Origin of the sequence: Bacillus sp. CCNWLW194, from assembly GCF_037120585.1 — a bacterium.
GTDB lineage: Bacteria > Bacillota > Bacilli > Bacillales > Bacillaceae_G > Bacillus_A > Bacillus_A basilensis.
Window position 1 is genome coordinate 178,863 of the sequence record NZ_JBBBBL010000003.1, and the last position, 17,091, is coordinate 195,953.

The 17,091-nt window shown below is 36.7% G+C and carries 14 protein-coding genes, 1 pseudogene and 2 other annotated features; of the genes and pseudogenes, 3 read left to right on the forward strand and 12 right to left on the reverse strand.

All coding sequences use genetic code 11. The features are described 5' to 3' along the window. The 9 genes from V7S50_RS07405 to zapA form a co-directional block, all read right to left on the reverse strand. Positions 1-1,481, reverse strand: a 1,481-nt coding sequence (locus V7S50_RS07405; RefSeq protein ID WP_336375982.1) for an NEAT domain-containing protein, incomplete at its 3' end; no start/stop codon positions are given. A gap of 24 nt (positions 1,482-1,505) precedes the next feature. Continuing rightward, entirely contained in the window at positions 1,506-1,964 is a 459-nt protein-coding gene (locus V7S50_RS07410; protein ID WP_242252548.1) for an NEAT domain-containing protein, read from the reverse strand. Positions 1,965-1,987: 23 nt separating this feature from the next. After that, positions 1,988-2,701 carry a heme uptake protein IsdC gene (gene isdC, locus V7S50_RS07415; protein ID WP_242252547.1) on the reverse strand — a complete coding sequence of 238 codons (714 nt, stop codon included), beginning with the start codon at positions 2,699-2,701 and terminating at the stop codon, positions 1,988-1,990. A 499-nt stretch (positions 2,702-3,200) separates the two neighbouring features. Next, positions 3,201-4,526 (reverse strand): branched-chain amino acid transport system II carrier protein BrnQ6, encoded by a 1,326-nt coding sequence (gene brnQ6 / locus V7S50_RS07420; RefSeq protein ID WP_242252546.1) that lies wholly within the window; start codon positions 4,524-4,526, stop codon positions 3,201-3,203. Between the two features lie 114 nt (positions 4,527-4,640). Then, positions 4,641-4,896 (reverse strand) — a binding site (T-box leader). A gap of 108 nt (positions 4,897-5,004) precedes the next feature. Next, on the reverse strand, positions 5,005-5,694 hold the full coding sequence (locus V7S50_RS07425) for a 23S rRNA pseudouridine(2604) synthase RluF (protein WP_242252545.1): 690 nt from the start codon (positions 5,692-5,694) through the stop codon (positions 5,005-5,007). Positions 5,695-5,889: 195 nt separating this feature from the next. Next, positions 5,890-8,250 carry an endonuclease MutS2 gene (locus V7S50_RS07430; protein ID WP_242252544.1) on the reverse strand — a complete coding sequence of 787 codons (2,361 nt, stop codon included), beginning with the start codon at positions 8,248-8,250 and terminating at the stop codon, positions 5,890-5,892. 19 nt (positions 8,251-8,269) lie between these two features. Beyond that, positions 8,270-9,988: a DNA polymerase/3'-5' exonuclease PolX gene (polX, locus tag V7S50_RS07435; RefSeq protein WP_242252543.1), complete on the reverse strand. Its 1,719-nt coding sequence runs from the start codon at positions 9,986-9,988 to the stop codon at positions 8,270-8,272. Positions 9,989-10,043: 55 nt separating this feature from the next. After that, a complete protein-coding gene (locus V7S50_RS07440; protein ID WP_000565409.1) occupies positions 10,044-10,583 on the reverse strand; it encodes a CvpA family protein in 540 nt (179 codons plus the stop codon). Position 10,584: 1 nt separating this feature from the next. Next, the gene (gene zapA, locus V7S50_RS07445) at positions 10,585-10,854 is read right to left on the reverse strand and encodes a cell division protein ZapA (protein WP_000082701.1); all 270 of its coding nucleotides are present in this window, start codon (positions 10,852-10,854) and stop codon (positions 10,585-10,587) included. A gap of 124 nt (positions 10,855-10,978) precedes the next feature. On the opposite strand from zapA, the gene rnhC reads away from it, so the two are divergent. The 3 genes and pseudogenes from rnhC to V7S50_RS07460 all read left to right on the forward strand — a co-directional run. Beyond that, positions 10,979-11,914: a ribonuclease HIII gene (gene rnhC, locus V7S50_RS07450; RefSeq protein ID WP_242252542.1), complete on the forward strand. Its 936-nt coding sequence runs from the start codon at positions 10,979-10,981 to the stop codon at positions 11,912-11,914. Between the two features lie 132 nt (positions 11,915-12,046). Next, entirely contained in the window at positions 12,047-12,301 is a 255-nt protein-coding gene (locus V7S50_RS07455) for a hypothetical protein (RefSeq protein ID WP_242252541.1), read from the forward strand. Between the two features lie 9 nt (positions 12,302-12,310). Next, positions 12,311-12,541, forward strand: a pseudogene (locus V7S50_RS07460) (hypothetical protein); the annotation flags it as partial. A gap of 40 nt (positions 12,542-12,581) precedes the next feature. Here V7S50_RS07460 and V7S50_RS07465 read toward each other — a convergent pair. The 3 genes from V7S50_RS07465 to pheT all read right to left on the reverse strand — a co-directional run bounded on the left by V7S50_RS07465 (position 12,582) and on the right by pheT (position 17,078). Further along, positions 12,582-12,716: a YuzL family protein gene (locus V7S50_RS07465; protein WP_000039590.1), complete on the reverse strand. Its 135-nt coding sequence runs from the start codon at positions 12,714-12,716 to the stop codon at positions 12,582-12,584. Positions 12,717-12,808: 92 nt separating this feature from the next. Further along, complete coding sequence (asnS, locus tag V7S50_RS07470) at positions 12,809-14,200, reverse strand: asparagine--tRNA ligase (RefSeq protein WP_063224745.1); 1,392 nt, start codon at positions 14,198-14,200, stop codon at positions 12,809-12,811. 52 nt (positions 14,201-14,252) lie between these two features. Further along, positions 14,253-14,504: a binding site (T-box leader), on the reverse strand. A gap of 153 nt (positions 14,505-14,657) precedes the next feature. Further along, entirely contained in the window at positions 14,658-17,078 is a 2,421-nt protein-coding gene (gene pheT, locus V7S50_RS07475) for a phenylalanine--tRNA ligase subunit beta (protein WP_242252540.1), read from the reverse strand. Positions 17,079-17,091: the final 13 nt, after the last annotated feature.

Below are 17,091 nucleotides of genomic sequence, written 5' to 3' on the forward strand. Positions count from 1 at the left end.
TGGTTGTCGTTTCCGCCTTGGTTGTCGTTTCCGCCTTGGTTGTCGTTTCCGCCTTGGTTGTCGTTTCCGCCTTGGTTGTCGTTTCCGCCTTGGTTATCTAACGGCTTAATGCTACCTTTATCAAATGCAAATTGAATATCGTAAAAATGGTGATAATTCATTGAATCGATATCTACTTTTACTTTTGCATTTAACTTTTTCGATAAATCTGGTACTTCTACTTCCACTACGCGTGTATCAGCTTTTTTATCTTCACTTATTACATTTGCATCAACAAACGAACCATTTTTCTCAAATTCAAACTTTGTAATCCATGCACTATTCGTTAATGTGAATGATACATATTTTTTACCATTTTTCACCTTTAACACGCCTGGACTCTTTGTATACGTGTTCATCATTGAAATTTCTTCTGTTTGATCTTTTAAAGCTTTGAAATTGATGCTGTATTCACCGTCTTTAATTGTTTCAGCATCTGGTTTTTCTACTTCTGGCTTTTTATCACCGTCTGGTTGTTTTTCTTCATTCTTAATTGGCTCAAGCTTTTCTTGATCAAATTGAAGTTGTAACTCATGCGTTTGCTTATAATTTCTTGATGCAATTTCGATAAATACTTTTATATTTAGTTTTTTAGATAAATCGTTTACTTCAAACTCTACTACTCTTGTATCTTTTTCCTTATCCTCACTCACTACTTTTGCATCAACAAATGCGCCATCTTTTTCCGTTTGGAAATTTTTAATTAATGAGCTACTTTTTAATGTTACAATTGCTTTTTTCTTACCGTTTTCTACTTTTAATACTCCTGGATTTACCATGTAAGTATTCATCTTAGATTCTTCATCTGTTTGATCTTTTAACACTTTAAATGGAATGCTGTACGCACCATCTGTAATTGTGTTAGAATTTGGTTGTTGATCTGGGTCAGGCTTTTGGTCGGGCTTCTGACCTAGATCGGTAGTTTCATTTGGATCTGGCTTATTAGCTGGATCCTCTTTTTCATTTGGTTTTTCTACATGAATTGGTGTAATGCTATTTTGATCAAATGCAATACGAACGTCGTACTCATGATGATAATTTAAAAAATCAATATTTACTTTTACTTTTGCATTTAATACCTTCTCTACATCTTCTACATCAAATTCTACTACTCTTGTATCTTTTTCTTTATCTTCACTAATTACATTTGTCGCAACTAGCTTACCTGCTTTTTCTGTTTCAAACTTCGTAATCCATGAACTATTCGTTAATGTAAAGGATACTTTCTTTTTCCCATCCTTCACTTTTAAAGTTCCCGGGCTTACTGAATATTGGTTCATCATCGATTCTTCATCTGATGTATCTTTTAAAACTTTGAAGCCAATTGAATATTCACCGTCAGCCAACTTGGTAGCTGCTTGAACTGCAAGTGGTTGTAATGTTGATACGAATGTAAATATCATTAAAAACATAGCAACAATAATTTTTGTATACCTGTTCAATTGAACGACTCTCCCTTTTGAAAATTATTTAATACTGTTCCCATCAAATACAAAGCGAATATCATACGAAGCATTATAATTAATAATTGGAATATTAATTTTCACCTTGCCATTTAGTTTTTTTGACAAGTCAGCAACTTCAAATTCTACAACTCTAGTATTATCTTTTTTGTTTTCACTTAACACTGTTGTTTCTACAAATTGACCATCTTTTTCTACTTGGAAACTTTTAATAGAAGCACTATCTTTCACTTTAAATGAAACATATTGTTTTCCATTTTTAACTGTTAATGTTGCTGGGCTTTCAAAATAACTATTCATTCTAGACGATTCATCTTTATCGCCTTTCCATATAGTAAAAGCAATATTATATTTTCCATCAGCTAGTTTTGTAGCAGCCTTTGCATCTTGTAAACCTAGTGTTGCGATAAACGTAAATAAAACAGCAAATACGGCAATAATCATTTTAAATTGTTTAAACATATATTCATCACCCTTCAAAAGATTTATTTACTCAACTTCACTTTACGAATTAAGAAAGCACCTGAAATAAGAATTAACGCTGCAAACAATCCAATACGTGCTTCATCGCCTGTTTTTGGATTATCTGTTTTTTCAGCTTTTCCATTTTCATTTTTTGTTTCTTTGTTCGCTTCTTTAGCTGTTTCCTTACTCTCTACTTTTGTTTTCTCTTCTTTTACTTGTGTATCTGTTTTCGCTTGATCATTATTTTTTGTTGTAGCAGCTACGCCGTTATCGCCACCTACAGCTTTTACATTTGCATCAAAAGCAAAACGAATTGTGTAGTGGTGGTCATAATTTACGTTTGGTACAACAACATGAATTTTTGCAGCTGCTGGTTTAGATAAATCGTCTATTTTAAACTCTACAGTTCTTTTATCTGCTGATTCGTCTTTACTAACAACTTTTGCATCAACAAAATTCCCGTTCTCAGGTGCTTTAAATTCTGTAATCCAAGCACTATGGTTCATCGGAATTTGTACTCTCATCTCGCCATTTTTTACAACTAACTTAGCTGGTTTTTCAAAATAATCATTTGCCATTGAAGCTGAATCGTTTTCCGCTTTTTGAATGACGTAGTTAATATCATAAGTACCGTCAGCTAGTTGTGCTGAAGCTTTCCCATATGGCATAACAAGAAAAGCTAGCATACATACGAACGTTATAATAAAAGCAGGTAATACAGAAATCTTTCTCATTTGGCTTACTTCCTCCTTGTTTATCTTTCATCCGCACTTTTTGAAAATGATAATTATTCTCAATTTATAAGAAAAAAATAATAATCCTCTACCATTATTTTATTGTAATTTATTTATGTACTGTAGATATTATTGATTATCATTCTCACTTAATGTTAAAAATAATATCCCTCTCTATTCCGTATAAAGAGCGATTCACATTTTAACATAAGTCCCTATCTCTTTCGTTGATTATCATTCTCAATGAATCTCAAAAAAAATAAAACTATCCATTTTCCTACTCTATCACCTCTATTTACAAAAATGATATCGTTATAGAAAACTTTATACCTTTCACTCCTCACTTTCCTTCCAATATTTCCACAACTAAGTCAATCTTAGCCTACTCATAATTTTTTTGTCAACTATATTACGTATAAAATTTTAAATATCTAAATATCTCTATATACGGCTTTTTCTACAAAAAAAGAGGCTTTCTTTCATAGAAAGCCTCTTTACTCTATTTTTCTACAGCAATTTCCTGCTTTTGAAACTTAGAAACTATATAACCAAATCCTATACCGATTATGCCTGGAACTAACCAACCAATGCCTACACTATATAATGGAATCTTATCTAAAATAGGGGCTAGCGCTGCAATTTGAAGGTTTGCATTGTGTAATCCATCAAAGAAACTTATTGCAAATGCTCCTACAATACCTCCTACATACATCGCTAATGGAAGACGAACGTAGTTTTCAACAAGTGATAATACAATGAGCACAATACCAATTGGGTAAATTGCAATTAAAATTGGTAATGCTAATGCATTTAACTGCGTTAACCCAAGATTCGCTACCATAAATGCTAATACAGAGAAAATGAAAACAACTTTTTGATAAGAAAGCTTCGGTAATAAAGAAGAGAAATATTCTCCGCAAGCTGCGACAATCCCTACAGAAGTTGTTAAACATGCTGCTGTAATTGCGATTCCTAATAATAAAGTCCCGTAACTACCAAATAAATGATTTACAACGTTTGTTAAAATAATTCCTCCGTTTGCTCCCATTCCAAGAGATACACTAGAAGCTCCAAGATAAGCAAGCGCCAAGTAAACTAGTAGTAAACCAAGTGCTGCAATAAATCCTGCAAAAATTGTTACTTTTGCAATGCTATTCTTATTTGTAATACCTTTTCCTTTTAAAGCATTAATAACAACATTTCCGAAAACAAGTGCTGCAAGTCCATCTAAAGTTAAATATCCATCAATAAAACCTTTAAAGAGCGGAGCATTATATGCTTCTGTCGGTGCACCAAATTCACCCATTGGTGTAATAATTGCTTTCACTACAATAATTGCAATAACAGCTAATAAAATCGGAGTTAATACTTTACCAATACGGCCCACTAATTTTGATGGGTTTAAAGCTAAATAGAAAGTTACGGCAAAGAAAATGAATGTAAAGATAACAAGTGGATACGATTGACCCGCTATCTCACTTGGTAAAAACGGTGCAACACTCATTTCATAAGCAACAGTTCCTGTACGTGGCACACTTACGAATACGCCTAAACATAAATAAATTGCAGTGATAAAAACTAGAGCGAATATAGGGTGTACACGTCCTGCAAGCTCATTAATATCTCCCTTTAGAGCTATAACGATAACTCCTAATAAAGGCAATCCAACGCCTGTTACGATAAAACCAAATAACGCGATCCATACATCTGTTCCAGCACCTTGTCCTAATGCTGGTGGAAAAATCATATTACCCGCACCGAAAAATAGTGCAAATAACATTAAACTTATTGCAAACATCTCAGAAAACTTTAAAGATGATTTCATTTCTACTAACCTCCTAATCTTTTATTTAACAAAATATTCTGAATTAAAAACCGTCATATATCCTCTTTCAAGCATACTTCCCCGTAAAAGAACGCAAAAAACACCCGTCCCTAACAAAGGGACGAGTGTTGAAATCGTGGTTCCACCCTTATTCTAATAAAATGAATTTATAACGAAATAAGCTCATTTTATAGCTCGTGTAAATTGATAACGGTTTTATCCGCCAAGAATTACAATGCATCATGCATGCAGTTCACTCTTGAAGTTTAGAGGTGGTAAGCTTGTCTTTTCGTATTAGGAAGCTCACAGCCTAAGGCTTCCCTCTCTGAGAATCGTAGAAAACAACTCATGTCCTCATCATTACTTTTATAAAATATCTTGTCGAAACTTGTTGTTTTTTATTATATGGGCTATTTTTAAAAAAATCAATAGTTTTATTTTTTCTGACAAAAAAATATAGGGAGAAAATTTTTCCTCCCTATAACTGTCCTATTAATAATTTTAATTCTTCAGCTGTAATGTCTCGCCACTTTCCTACTTCAAGATCATTTAGCTCTATATTCATAATGCGTTCTCGCTTTAGTTTTGTCACAGTAAACCCGAAAGCACGGCTCATTCTACGAATTTGTCTGTTCATCCCTTGCGTTAAAACGATGCGAAATGTAGACTGATCCACTCTCGTCACTTTACATGGCTTCGTCATGCCATCTTTAATCTTTACACCACTGGACATCTCATCAATAAACCAATCTGTAAAAGGTTTATCGACTGTGACAACATATTCTTTCTCGTGCTCATGATCACCATGTAAAATTTGATTGGCAATCGCACCGTCATTCGTTAATAAAATAAGTCCTTCTGACGCTTTATCCAATCGCCCAACAGGAAAGATACGCTCTGGATAATTAATATAATCAATAATATTATCTTCAATGTGATCGGCTGCTGTACAAGTAATTCCAACTGGTTTATGAAAGGCGATATACACCTTTTCTTTCTCTTCTTTTGCAATCACCTGTCCATCAATCGTTACTACATCACCCTCGCTCACGAGTGCACCGTGCGTACATATTTCACCGTTAATTGCCACGCATCCTGCTTTAATAAGGCGATCTGTTTCACGTCTTGAGCAGGATTTTGCTTCGCTTATGTATTGGTTGATTTTCATGTTTTATTCCTTTTCATATATATTAAAAGCGTCAATCTATGGCAATATCACTCTGCCACGATTGACGCTCGTTTACTTCGCAAAAACAACTAAATAAATAACCCCAATCACCAAAAATATTCCGCAACAAGCTAACAATACTTTTGCAAGTTTGTCCATAAACATATAATGGTTTCCCCTTTGTTTCGTTGTTTTCTATTTTAATTCGACAACTGTTACGCCTAGGCCTCCCTCGCCCATGTCACCGTAGCGATAGTTTTTCACGCCGCGATGTTTCTTCAAGTAATCTTGTACACCTTGGCGAAGCGCTCCTGTTCCTTTACCATGAATAATTGACACGCGCGGATAGCTTGCAAGCTGTGCATCGTCTAAATATTTTTCAACGCGCATCATTGCATCTTCATAACGTTCACCACGAAGGTCAAGCTCTAATGAAACGTGATAATCTCTACCCTTCACACTTGCGACTGCTTTTTTCTCAGTTTGCTTCGGTGTATTAATGTATTCCATATTGGATTCTTTCACTTTCATCTTCAGAATACCAATTTGTACGCTCCACTCTGTATCACTTACTTTTTCAAGTAGTTGACCTTTTTGACCGAACGTTAACACTTTTACTTCATCGCCTGCTCGTAATTGTTGTTTCGGCGCAGTGTTTTTCACGTTTACTTTTTGTTTCTTCACAAGCTCTGGCGCTGCCCCTTCTAGGCGGCTCTTCGCTTCAATAAGCTCATGGTCTTTCACGTTTACAAGCTGTGCTTTACGCAATTGACGAAGTTCTTGAATAATGCCTTCTGCTTCTTTCTTTGCAGCTTCGACTTTTTCTTCTCCTTCTTTTTGCGCTTTTAATAATTTTTCATCGCGCTCATCGTTAAATTCAATAATTTGACGCTGTAATTCGCGATGCAGTTTTTCAGATTGCTTGCGAAGTGCTTCTGCTTCGTTCCAGTCACGCTCTGCGTTCTTTTGACTTTCTTCTAACTTCGCAATCATATTTTCAATTTTGTTTGTATCTGTACTAATGTGGTTACGTGCTTGATTAATCACGCGATCAGATAATCCAAGGCGTTTCGAAATTTCAAAGGCATTACTACGTCCTGGTACACCAATTAATAATTTGTATGTTGGGCTTAACGTGTTCACATCAAACTCAACACTCGCATTAATAACTTGCTCACGGTTATATCCGTATGCTTTTAATTCTGGGTAATGCGTCGTTGCAACAACACGAGCACCACGATTACATACTTCATCTAAAATTGAAATGGCAAGTGCAGCCCCTTCTTGCGGGTCTGTTCCAGCACCTAATTCATCGAATAAAACTAAGCTTTCAAAATCAGCTTTTTCTAAAATATCTACAATGTTCACCATATGTGAGGAGAACGTACTTAAACTTTGTTCAATCGATTGCTCATCACCAATATCAGCAAAAATATTTTTGAATACACAAATTTCTGACTCATCCATTACTGGAATATGAAGACCAGACTGCGCCATTAATACACAAATACCAACTGTTTTCAGCGTAACTGTTTTACCACCTGTATTCGGCCCCGTAATAACAATTGTCGTGAAATCTTTACCTAACATAATGTTATTTGGCACGATAATTTCTGGATCAATAAGCGGATGACGTGCTTGTCTTAAATCCATGTAACGCTCGTTATTTACGATTGGTTTCGTTGCTTTAATACGCTTCGCGTAAAAAGCTTTCGCAAAGATGAAGTCAAGATTTGCAACTACTTCTACGTTTGATAAAACGATATCCGCTTCTACTGCCACTTCTTCTGTTAACATCAATAAGATACGTTCTACTTCTTGTTTTTCCTTCACGCGTGCTTCTTGAAGTGCGTTATTTAATTCTACAATGACTTGTGGTTCAATAAATAACGTTTGTCCAGAAGCAGATTGATCGTGAACAATACCGCCATATACGCCGCGGTATTCTTGTTTTACTGGGATTACGTAACGTTCGTTACGAATCGTTACAATCGAGTCAGATAGCATCTTTTGCGCGTTTGAAGAACGGGTCATATTTTCTAGCTTTTCACGAATACGACTTTCCGCAGTACGAATTTGAGTACGAATGCCACGCAGTTTATCACTTGCGCTATCGACTACTTCCCCGCCGTCACCGATGCAATTTGTAATTTTCTTTTCTAAATCATATAAAGATACAATTTGAGCGACATGAGTTTCTAAAATGGGAAGCTCGACACCATTATCAACCATATCTTCAATGAAACGTTTCATATTGCGACTACCGTACATCGTATTGGCAATATCAAGTAGTTCATTTGGGCTTAACATACTTCCAATCTTTGCACGCTTCACATTTGAGCGAATATCCGTAATACCCCCTAATGGTGCATTACCTTTTAAACGAATGACTTTCGCTGCTTCATCCGTTGTATCTTGCATCTCTACAATTTCTTCAAAATCAGTGCTCGGCACTAAGTTCTTCACTTTGTCACGACCAAGTGAAGAGGCTGTATGTTCAAGTAATTGTTCTTTTACTTTATTGTATTCTAATACACGCAACGTTCTTTCTAACATGTTGCAGGTCCCCCTTGTGTTACTTATTACGTTTAATATAGTCTAATAAACGTTCGATATCCCACGTGTTAATCACGTTATCTTTTTGAATCCAGCCTTTACGTGCTGCCGCTACACCTGTTTCCATATCTTCTAACATTTCAAGTGTATGAGCATCCGTATTAATCGCTACTTTTACACCAGCATCTTGTGCTTGTTTTAATAATTTTGCGCTTAAATCTAGACGATTTGGATTCGCATTTAATTCTAAAACTGTATTTGTCTCTTTTGCGAGTTCAATTAATAAATCTGTATCTACATCATAACCCTCACGGCGTCCAAGAAGACGTCCTGTCGGATGAGCAATCATTGTGACATGTTTATTCTCAAGTGCTGTACGAAGACGTTTCATAATCGTTTCACGGTCTTGTGAGAAGCTAGAGTGAATCGCTCCAATGACATAATCTAATTCCGCTAATACTTCATCATCAAAATCAAGTGTTGCATCCGGTAGAATGTCCATTTCAATCCCGCGTAAGATTGTAATGTCTGGATACTTTTCGTTCATACGTTCAATTTCTTTCGCCTGTTCACGAAGGCGCTCTTCCGTTAAACCGTTTGCTACTTTTAAGTATTGTGAATGGTCGGTAATTGCCATAAATTTATAACCACGAGCACGACATGCCTGTACCATTTCCTCAATTGAAAAGGCACCGTCGCTCCACGTTGTATGCATATGTAAATCACCTTGTATATCAGAGAACTGAATTAAGTTTGGATACTCTTTAATTAATTCAATTTCCTTTCCATCTTCACGCACTTCTGGCGGGATAAATGGAAGACCGAAATGAGCGAAGAATTCTTCTTCAGTCTCAAATGTTTTCACTTCACCTGTCTCTAAGTTTTCCACACCGTACTCACTAATTTTCTCGCCTTTATCTTTTGCAATTTGACGCATTTTCACGTTATGGTCTTTTGAGCCTGTGAAATGATGAAGCGTTGTAATAAACTCTTCTGGTTTTACTAAGCGGAAATCGATTGAAATATCGTATTCATATTGAAGACGAACAGAAACTTTCGTATCACCGCTCGCGATTACTTCAATCATATTATCAAACTGTAATAAATGCTCACGCACTGCTGCCGGCTCTGTCGTTGCAATAATGAAGTCTAAATCCTTCACTGTCTCACGAACTCGGCGCAAGCTACCAGCGCGCGAGAAACGAATTACTTCAGCAATATTCGACAATTTCTCCTCTATTTCCCCGGCAATAGGCAATACCATCGCGATTGGTAAACGCTCTGGACGAGACCCTACTTGATCAATTGCTTCTAATATTTTTTCTTCTGTCTTCTTACCAAAACCTGCTAAAGCTTGTACTTTATTTTCCTCACAAACAGCTTTTAGCGATTCCAGATCAACAACACCAAGTTCTTTATATAACTTAGCTACCTTCTTACCACCAAGACCTGGTAGCTTTAATAACGGTAATAAGCTACTTGGCACTTCTTGTTCAAGCTCTTGTAATACTTCAGATGTTCCCGATTCTATATATTCTTGAATAACTGCTGCCGTCCCTTTTCCAATGCCCGGAATCTTCGTGAAATCTTCAATCTCAGAAAGACTACGATCATCACTTTCTAATGCTGCTGCCGCTTTACGAAATGCAGATATTTTAAATGGATTCGCGCCCTTTAATTCCATAAAAAGCCCGATTGTCTCCAATAATTTAATAACTTGTTTTTTATTTACTTTCATCATTACCCCGCCTTTCTTTCATAGAAAAAAACTCCTCTTTCCGAAAAAAGAGAAGTTATACTCTGCTACCTGTCTGCCATAGTTCCTTCACCTTTTCAGAGAGAATCGGTGTATCGTCTACAATTATTTTGCTAATTGATGATTTTTGTAATGGTGTTTGTACTTGTTCAATCGGAAGAATGTTTCCAATGATAATTAAGACAAACAAAATAATATATACTTCTAAAAATCCGAGGATTGCCCCCGCAAACGCATTTACTTGCTTTAAAACCGGTATTTCTGCAAACATATTTAACAAATTACCAAGTAATGAAAGTGCAATTTTTGTAATAATAAACAATATGATAAACGCAAGTGCTTGATAAAATACTGTCTCAATATTATTTGCATCAATCCATTCTGGAACAGATACGTTTTTATCAAATGGATACGGAATAAATTTCGCAAGTGCTGGCGCTAAATCTTTACAGTACCAGTATGCAACAAGGTATGCGATAATAAAGCTTGTTAACTTTACAAGTTGCAGAATAAACCCTCTGCGTAAGCCGAGAAAAAATCCCATAACAAGCAGTAAAATGATAATAATATCAATCATGTTATTCCATTCCTTTTTTTGTCATACTTTCTTTCAATTTCTCATGTTCTTCTTTTAATTTTATGTAATCGTGTATGACGTTTACCGCCGTCAATACCGCTAGTCTACTCGTGTCAAGCGAAGGATTCTTGGCATTGAGTTCGCGCATTTTATCATCCACAATCGCTGCTACCATGCGGATATGACTTGTACTTTCATCGCCAACAACTGAATATTGTTGACCATAGATTTCTACATTAATTCGACTTTTCTTTCCCTTTTGTTGTGACAACTCACCGGCCTCCAATCACGTACAGAATCCTAAAGTTTATCATACCATGAACCATCATATTATGGAAACAGAAAGAACAATCCGATATGATAAAAATAACAATATAAAAAAAGGGGTGACTCTTATGTCAAATTCTATCGTAATTCAAACAAATTCTACAGTAATTGAAGACATGAAACAACAATATAAACATTCGCTTAGCCCGAAAATTCCACAAGGCGGAATCTTCATGGCAAAGGTGCCCTCTTGCACAATTACAGCTTATAAATCTGGAAAAGTAATGTTCCAAGGTGGACGTGCTGAAGCAGAAGCTTCCCGTTGGCAAACTGTCTCTCAAACACCGAAAACAGCTGTAAAAAAATCTGTCGATTCACACCGTTATGCACCGCCTACTTCCATCAGTACAATGTCTATCGTAGGATCAGATGAAGTTGGTACTGGTGATTTCTTCGGACCGATGACAGTAGTTGCTGTATATGTGGATGCGAAGCAAATTCCACTACTAAAAGAACTTGGTGTAAAAGACTCTAAAAACTTAAATGACGATCAAATTACTGCCATTGCGAAACAACTTCTACACGTTGTTCCTTATAGCTCTCTTGTCCTTCATAACGAAAAATATAACGAGCTATTTGATAAAGGAAACAACCAAGGTAAGTTAAAAGCTTTACTACACAATAAAGCTATTACAAACTTATTAACTAAAATTGCACCTACAAAACCTGAAGGCGTCTTAATCGATCAATTCACACAACCTGATACATACTACAAATATTTAGCAAAACAAAAACAGGTACAGCGCGAAAATGTTTACTTCGCAACGAAAGGTGAAAGCGTTCATTTAGCAGTAGCCGCTGCTTCTATTTTAGCTCGTTACTCATTCGTAAAACAGTTTGACGAGCTAAGCAAAAAAGCTGGTATGCCACTTCCAAAAGGTGCTGGTAAACAAGTTGATATCGCTGCTGCTAAATTAATTCAAAGGCTTGGTAAAGAACGATTACCTGAGTTTGTGAAACTGCATTTTGCTAATACGGAGAAGGCGCTTCGCTTACTAAAATAGTATCGACAAAAACAGGAGCCTACAAACTCCTGTTTTTTGCTTCACCCTACTATCGCCCTTATATTTTTGTTACAATATAAATATACATATTATTCAAATTAAAGGAAGGGATTCCCATTTCTACTTCTACAAATGATTCTAAATATTTTACTAGGTGATCCACACGAAAGACAGTTTGAAATTAGAAAAAACCTTCAGCTACTAAGTGAACAACCAGCGTTCAACGATTTAATAGAGCGCTATGGTCGATCTTTCTTATTAAACTTTCGGATCCGCAGATTTATCGGAAAACACGATGCCCACTTGTTAATACATAATCCAGCAAAACTACAACACTTCTGTGAAGAACTTGAATGTATGATTAGAAAAAGGAGGTATTTCATATGAACGCTGTAAAAGTTATTATATGTTTCCGTACACCTCGTAGGTCCACTTTCTTACCTCACTATTTCTACCATTTGGGGTGCTTTTTTCACTACTAAATCCACATTCGAAAATATATCTGATAACCTCGGCGTTATGGCCATCTATTACGTGTTCATGAGTTTACTGTGGTTTTTCTATTTAGATCGATTAGACAAAGATGTAGATAAAATTACAAAAGAAATTAACGATAATAAGGTGTAATACATAAAAAAGGAGAGTCGCCAAGACTCTCCTTTTTATGTTAGCTTCTTTTCTGCTTCTTATTAGATGAAGATACTTTATGAGAACCTGTTTCATGTGTCGTCGTTCCTTGTCCTTCTACTTCCGGAGAACCTAGGCCTGATCTTGAATGATCTTTTTTCACTTTTTTACTCATTTATATTCACCCCTTCGCGTTACTTTTTGCTATGAGGTAATAAACTATACAAAATAAAAAGCGAGAGGAAATCCTCTCGCTTTTTTCATATTTTAGAATTCAGAAGAACCTGGAGTTCTTGGGAATGGAATTACGTCACGGATGTTAGCCATACCAGTGATGTACATTAGGAAGCGCTCGAAACCTAGACCGAATCCAGCATGTTTTGTACCGCCGTATTTTCTAAGTTCTAAGTACCACCAGTAGTCCTCTTCGTTCATACCTAATTCTTTAATTCTGTCTACTAAAACGTCCATTCTTTCTTCACGTTGACTTCCGCCGATTAATTCGCCGATGCCAGGAACTAGAAGGTCAGTAGCAGCTACTGTTTTACCGTCTTCATTCATACGCATGTAGAACGCTTTAATGTCTTTCGGATAGTCAGTTACGAATACAGGGCGTTTGAAGATTTCTTCTGATAAGTATCTTTCGTGCTCTGTTTGTAAATCAATACCCCATTCTACGGGGTATTTGAAGTCAGCACCTGATTCTTGAAGTACTTTAATTGCTTCTGTATATGTGATACGACCGAAGTCAGAGTTAATTACGTTGTTCATGCGCTCTAGAACTGTTTTATCAACGAAGCTGTTGAAGAAGTCCATTTCTTCTGGTGCATGCTCTAGTACGTATTTCATTGCATATTTCAGCATATCTTCTGTAAGATCCATTACATCGCCTAACTCAGCGAATGCAATCTCGGGCTCAACCATCCAGAACTCAGCAGCATGGCGAGTTGTGTTTGAGTTTTCCGCACGGAATGTAGGTCCGAATGTGTATACATCACGGAATGCTAATGCATAAGCTTCAGCGTTCAGCTGTCCACTTACTGTTAAGTTTGTTTCTTTGCCGAAGAAGTCTTTTGCTTCATCAACTTGTCCGTCTTCACCTTTTGGTACGTTGTTTAAATCTTGCGTTGTTACGCGGAACATTTCGCCAGCACCTTCTGTATCACTACCAGTGATGATTGGTGTGTGAACATGTACGAATCCACGCTCTTGGAAGAATTGGTGAATCGCAAATGCTGCGATAGAACGCACACGGAACGTTGCAGAGAATGCATTTGTTCTTGGACGTAAGTGAGCGATTGTACGTAAGTATTCAAACGTATGACGCTTCTTTTGAAGTGGGTAATCAGAATCTGATAGGCCCTCGATATCAATTTTTTCTGCTTTAATTTCAAATGGTTGCTTCGCTCCAGGCGTTGCAATTACTTTTCCTTCTACTTTCACTGAAGAGCTAAGTGGAAGTTTTGCAATTTCTTTAAAGTTCTCTAATTCTGTATCGAAAACGATTTGAACGCTTTTGAAGAAGCTACCGTCGTTTAATTCGATGAAACCGAATGCTTTTGAATCACGTAAGTTACGAATCCACCCTGATACTTGTACTGTTTGACCTGCATACTTTTCTGTATCTCTATATAGACTTTTTACTAATGTGTTTTCCATAGTGAAATTCTCCTTTGCTGATATATTTAAATACAAAAAAACCTTTCATCCATAAAGGGACGAAAGGTTAAACTTCGCGGTACCACCCAATTTGTCATAAAGACCAACTTTAACTCGTATGTAATACATACTTCCCGGTTTGTAACAGGCCGGATTCCCGTCTAAGTCTACTCTTGAATACAAAATTCAATTTCGGTTAGCAACTCCAAGGTGTTCTTCACATATACCGCCTCATCAGGCTCTCACCATCCCTGACTCGCTTTGGATTATAGTATATACTACTTTTCCTTATCATCGTCTTTCGTTTTGTTAAACTAAAATTAATGTACTACATTCGAGAGAAAGATGCAAGATGCCAGAAAATATATAAGCGATTTTTATAATATATCGACTTACCGACATCTTTTGACGATTGTGCAATAAAAAAATTGCCGGAATGAATCCGGCAATTTTCTAATTACTTACGTAACTCCGCACCAAATTTCTCTTCTACCGTTGTTAATACACGGTTATGTGCTTCTGTTACTTCTTCGTCTGTTAACGTACGTTCTGCATCGAAGTAGGTCATAGAGAATGCAAGTGATTTCTTGCCTTCTTCCATTTTTTCACCTTCGTATAAATCAAATAGTGTTACGTCTTTCAGAAGTTCTCCGCCAGCCTCAGCAATGACTTGCTTCATTTCACCAGCTTTTGTTTCTTTTGTTACTACAACAGCCATATCACGTGTCATAGATGGGAAACGTGGAATTGCTGAGTAATACGTTTCTTCTGCGTCTGCACCGAATACTTTTACAAGGGATAGTTCAAATACGAATGTATTTTTCACATCTAATTGTTTTTCTGCTTCCGGATGCAATTGACCGATGAAACCAATTACTTCGCCATCTAATACGATGTCAGCTGTACGGCCTGGGTGCATACCTTCACGTTTTGCTGGTGCATAAGTGATTTGGTTTGAAACGCCAAGTACGTCGAATAGTCCTTCTAGTACACCTTTCATAACGAAGAAGTCTACTACTTTCTTCTCACCTTGCCATGCATGGTGAAGAGCAAGACCTGTCATCACACCTGCAAGATGTTGTTCTTCTTTCGGAAGTTCTCCTGCTTCTGTCGGTAAGAAGATAGAACCTACTTCGTATAAAGCAACACTGTCGTTTTTACGAGCGACATTGTATGAAACTGCTTCTAACAATTGTGGCACTAAGCTTAAACGAAGTTGGCTACGCTCTTCACTCATTGGAAGTGCAAGGTTTACAGGAGCTTTTTCGTTTGGCTCAACCATATATTGCTTCGCTTTATCAGCGCTTGTTAATGAATATGTGATTGCTTCATATAAACCAGCACCTTCTAGGAAGCGACGTACTTTACGACGTTTCGTTTGTGCTGATGTTAATTTACCACGAGTCATTGTTCCAGAAGGTAATGTAACTGGAATGTGGTCATAACCGTATAGACGGCCCACTTCTTCTACTAAGTCTTCTGAAATTGTAATATCAGGACGACGTGCTGGTACATTCACATGGAATGTTCCTTCTACTTCTGTAAATGGGAATTTTAAGTTTGTGAACATTGTACCCATTTCACTTGCAGAAATATCTGTACCTAATACACGGTTTACTTTTTCAGCAGTAACAGATACTGTACGCTCTTGTACTTGTAAGTTATCAGCTTCTACTACACCTTCAAGTGCTTCTCCGCCAGCGTATTTCGCCATTAATGCAGCTGCATGTTGAATTGCTTCAAATGTACGTGTTGGGTCGATTCCTTTTTCGAAACGTGCACTTGATTCACTGCGAAGACCTAAATCTTTTGATGTACGGCGCACCGTTTGACCTGCAAAGTATGCAGACTCAATTAGAACGTTTACTGTCTCATTTGTAACTTCTGAATCCGCTCCGCCCATTACACCTGCAACAGCTAAAGCTTTTGTTCCGTTTGTAATTACAAGGTGGTGGCTTTGTAATGTACGTTCTTGATCATCTAACGTTTCAATTTTTTCGCCTTCTTTTGCAAGACGAACAACGATTTCTTTTGAACCTAATTTATCGTAATCAAATGCATGTAACGGTTGACCGTATTCCATTAAAATGTAGTTTGTAATATCAACTACATTGCTAATTGGACGAATACCAGCTGCCATAAGACGAGTTTGCATCCACATTGGTGATGGACCAATTTTTACGTTCTTCACCATTTTTGCAATATATAATGGGTTTTCTTCTTTCGCTTCTACACTTACAGAAATGTAATCAGCAGTTTTTTCTTTTGTTTCTTGTAAGTTAATAGCTGGAAGTTTTACTTCACGGCCATAAATAGCAGCTACTTCATACGCAACACCTAACATGTTTAAGCAATCTGCACGGTTTGGTGTTAAACCAAGCTCAAGTACTTCATCATGTAAGTTTAAAATTTCAAGTGCATCTGCACCAACTTCAGCGTCACTTGGGAAGATAAAGATACCATCTGCATATTCTTTTGAAACTAACTTTCCATCAATACCAAGCTCTTGAAGAGCACAAACCATACCGTGAGAAGCTTCACCGCGTAGTTTTGCTTTTTTAATTTTGAAGTTACCAGGAAGTACAGCTCCAACTTTTGCAACTGGTACTTTTAAACCTTTTGCAATGTTAGCAGCTCCACAAATAATTTGAACTGGCTCTTCTTCACCGATATCGATTAAGCATTTGCTTAATTTATCAGCTTCTGGGTGTTTTTCACATTCTAATACGTGACCAACTACAACACCTTTTACACCTTTATTTAATACTTCAACACCTTCTACTTCAATACCACTTTTCGTGATTTTGTCTGCTAGTTCTTGTGCTGTTACATCTTTAATATCTACATACTCTTGTAACCAACGATATGATACGAACATATTTATCCTCTCC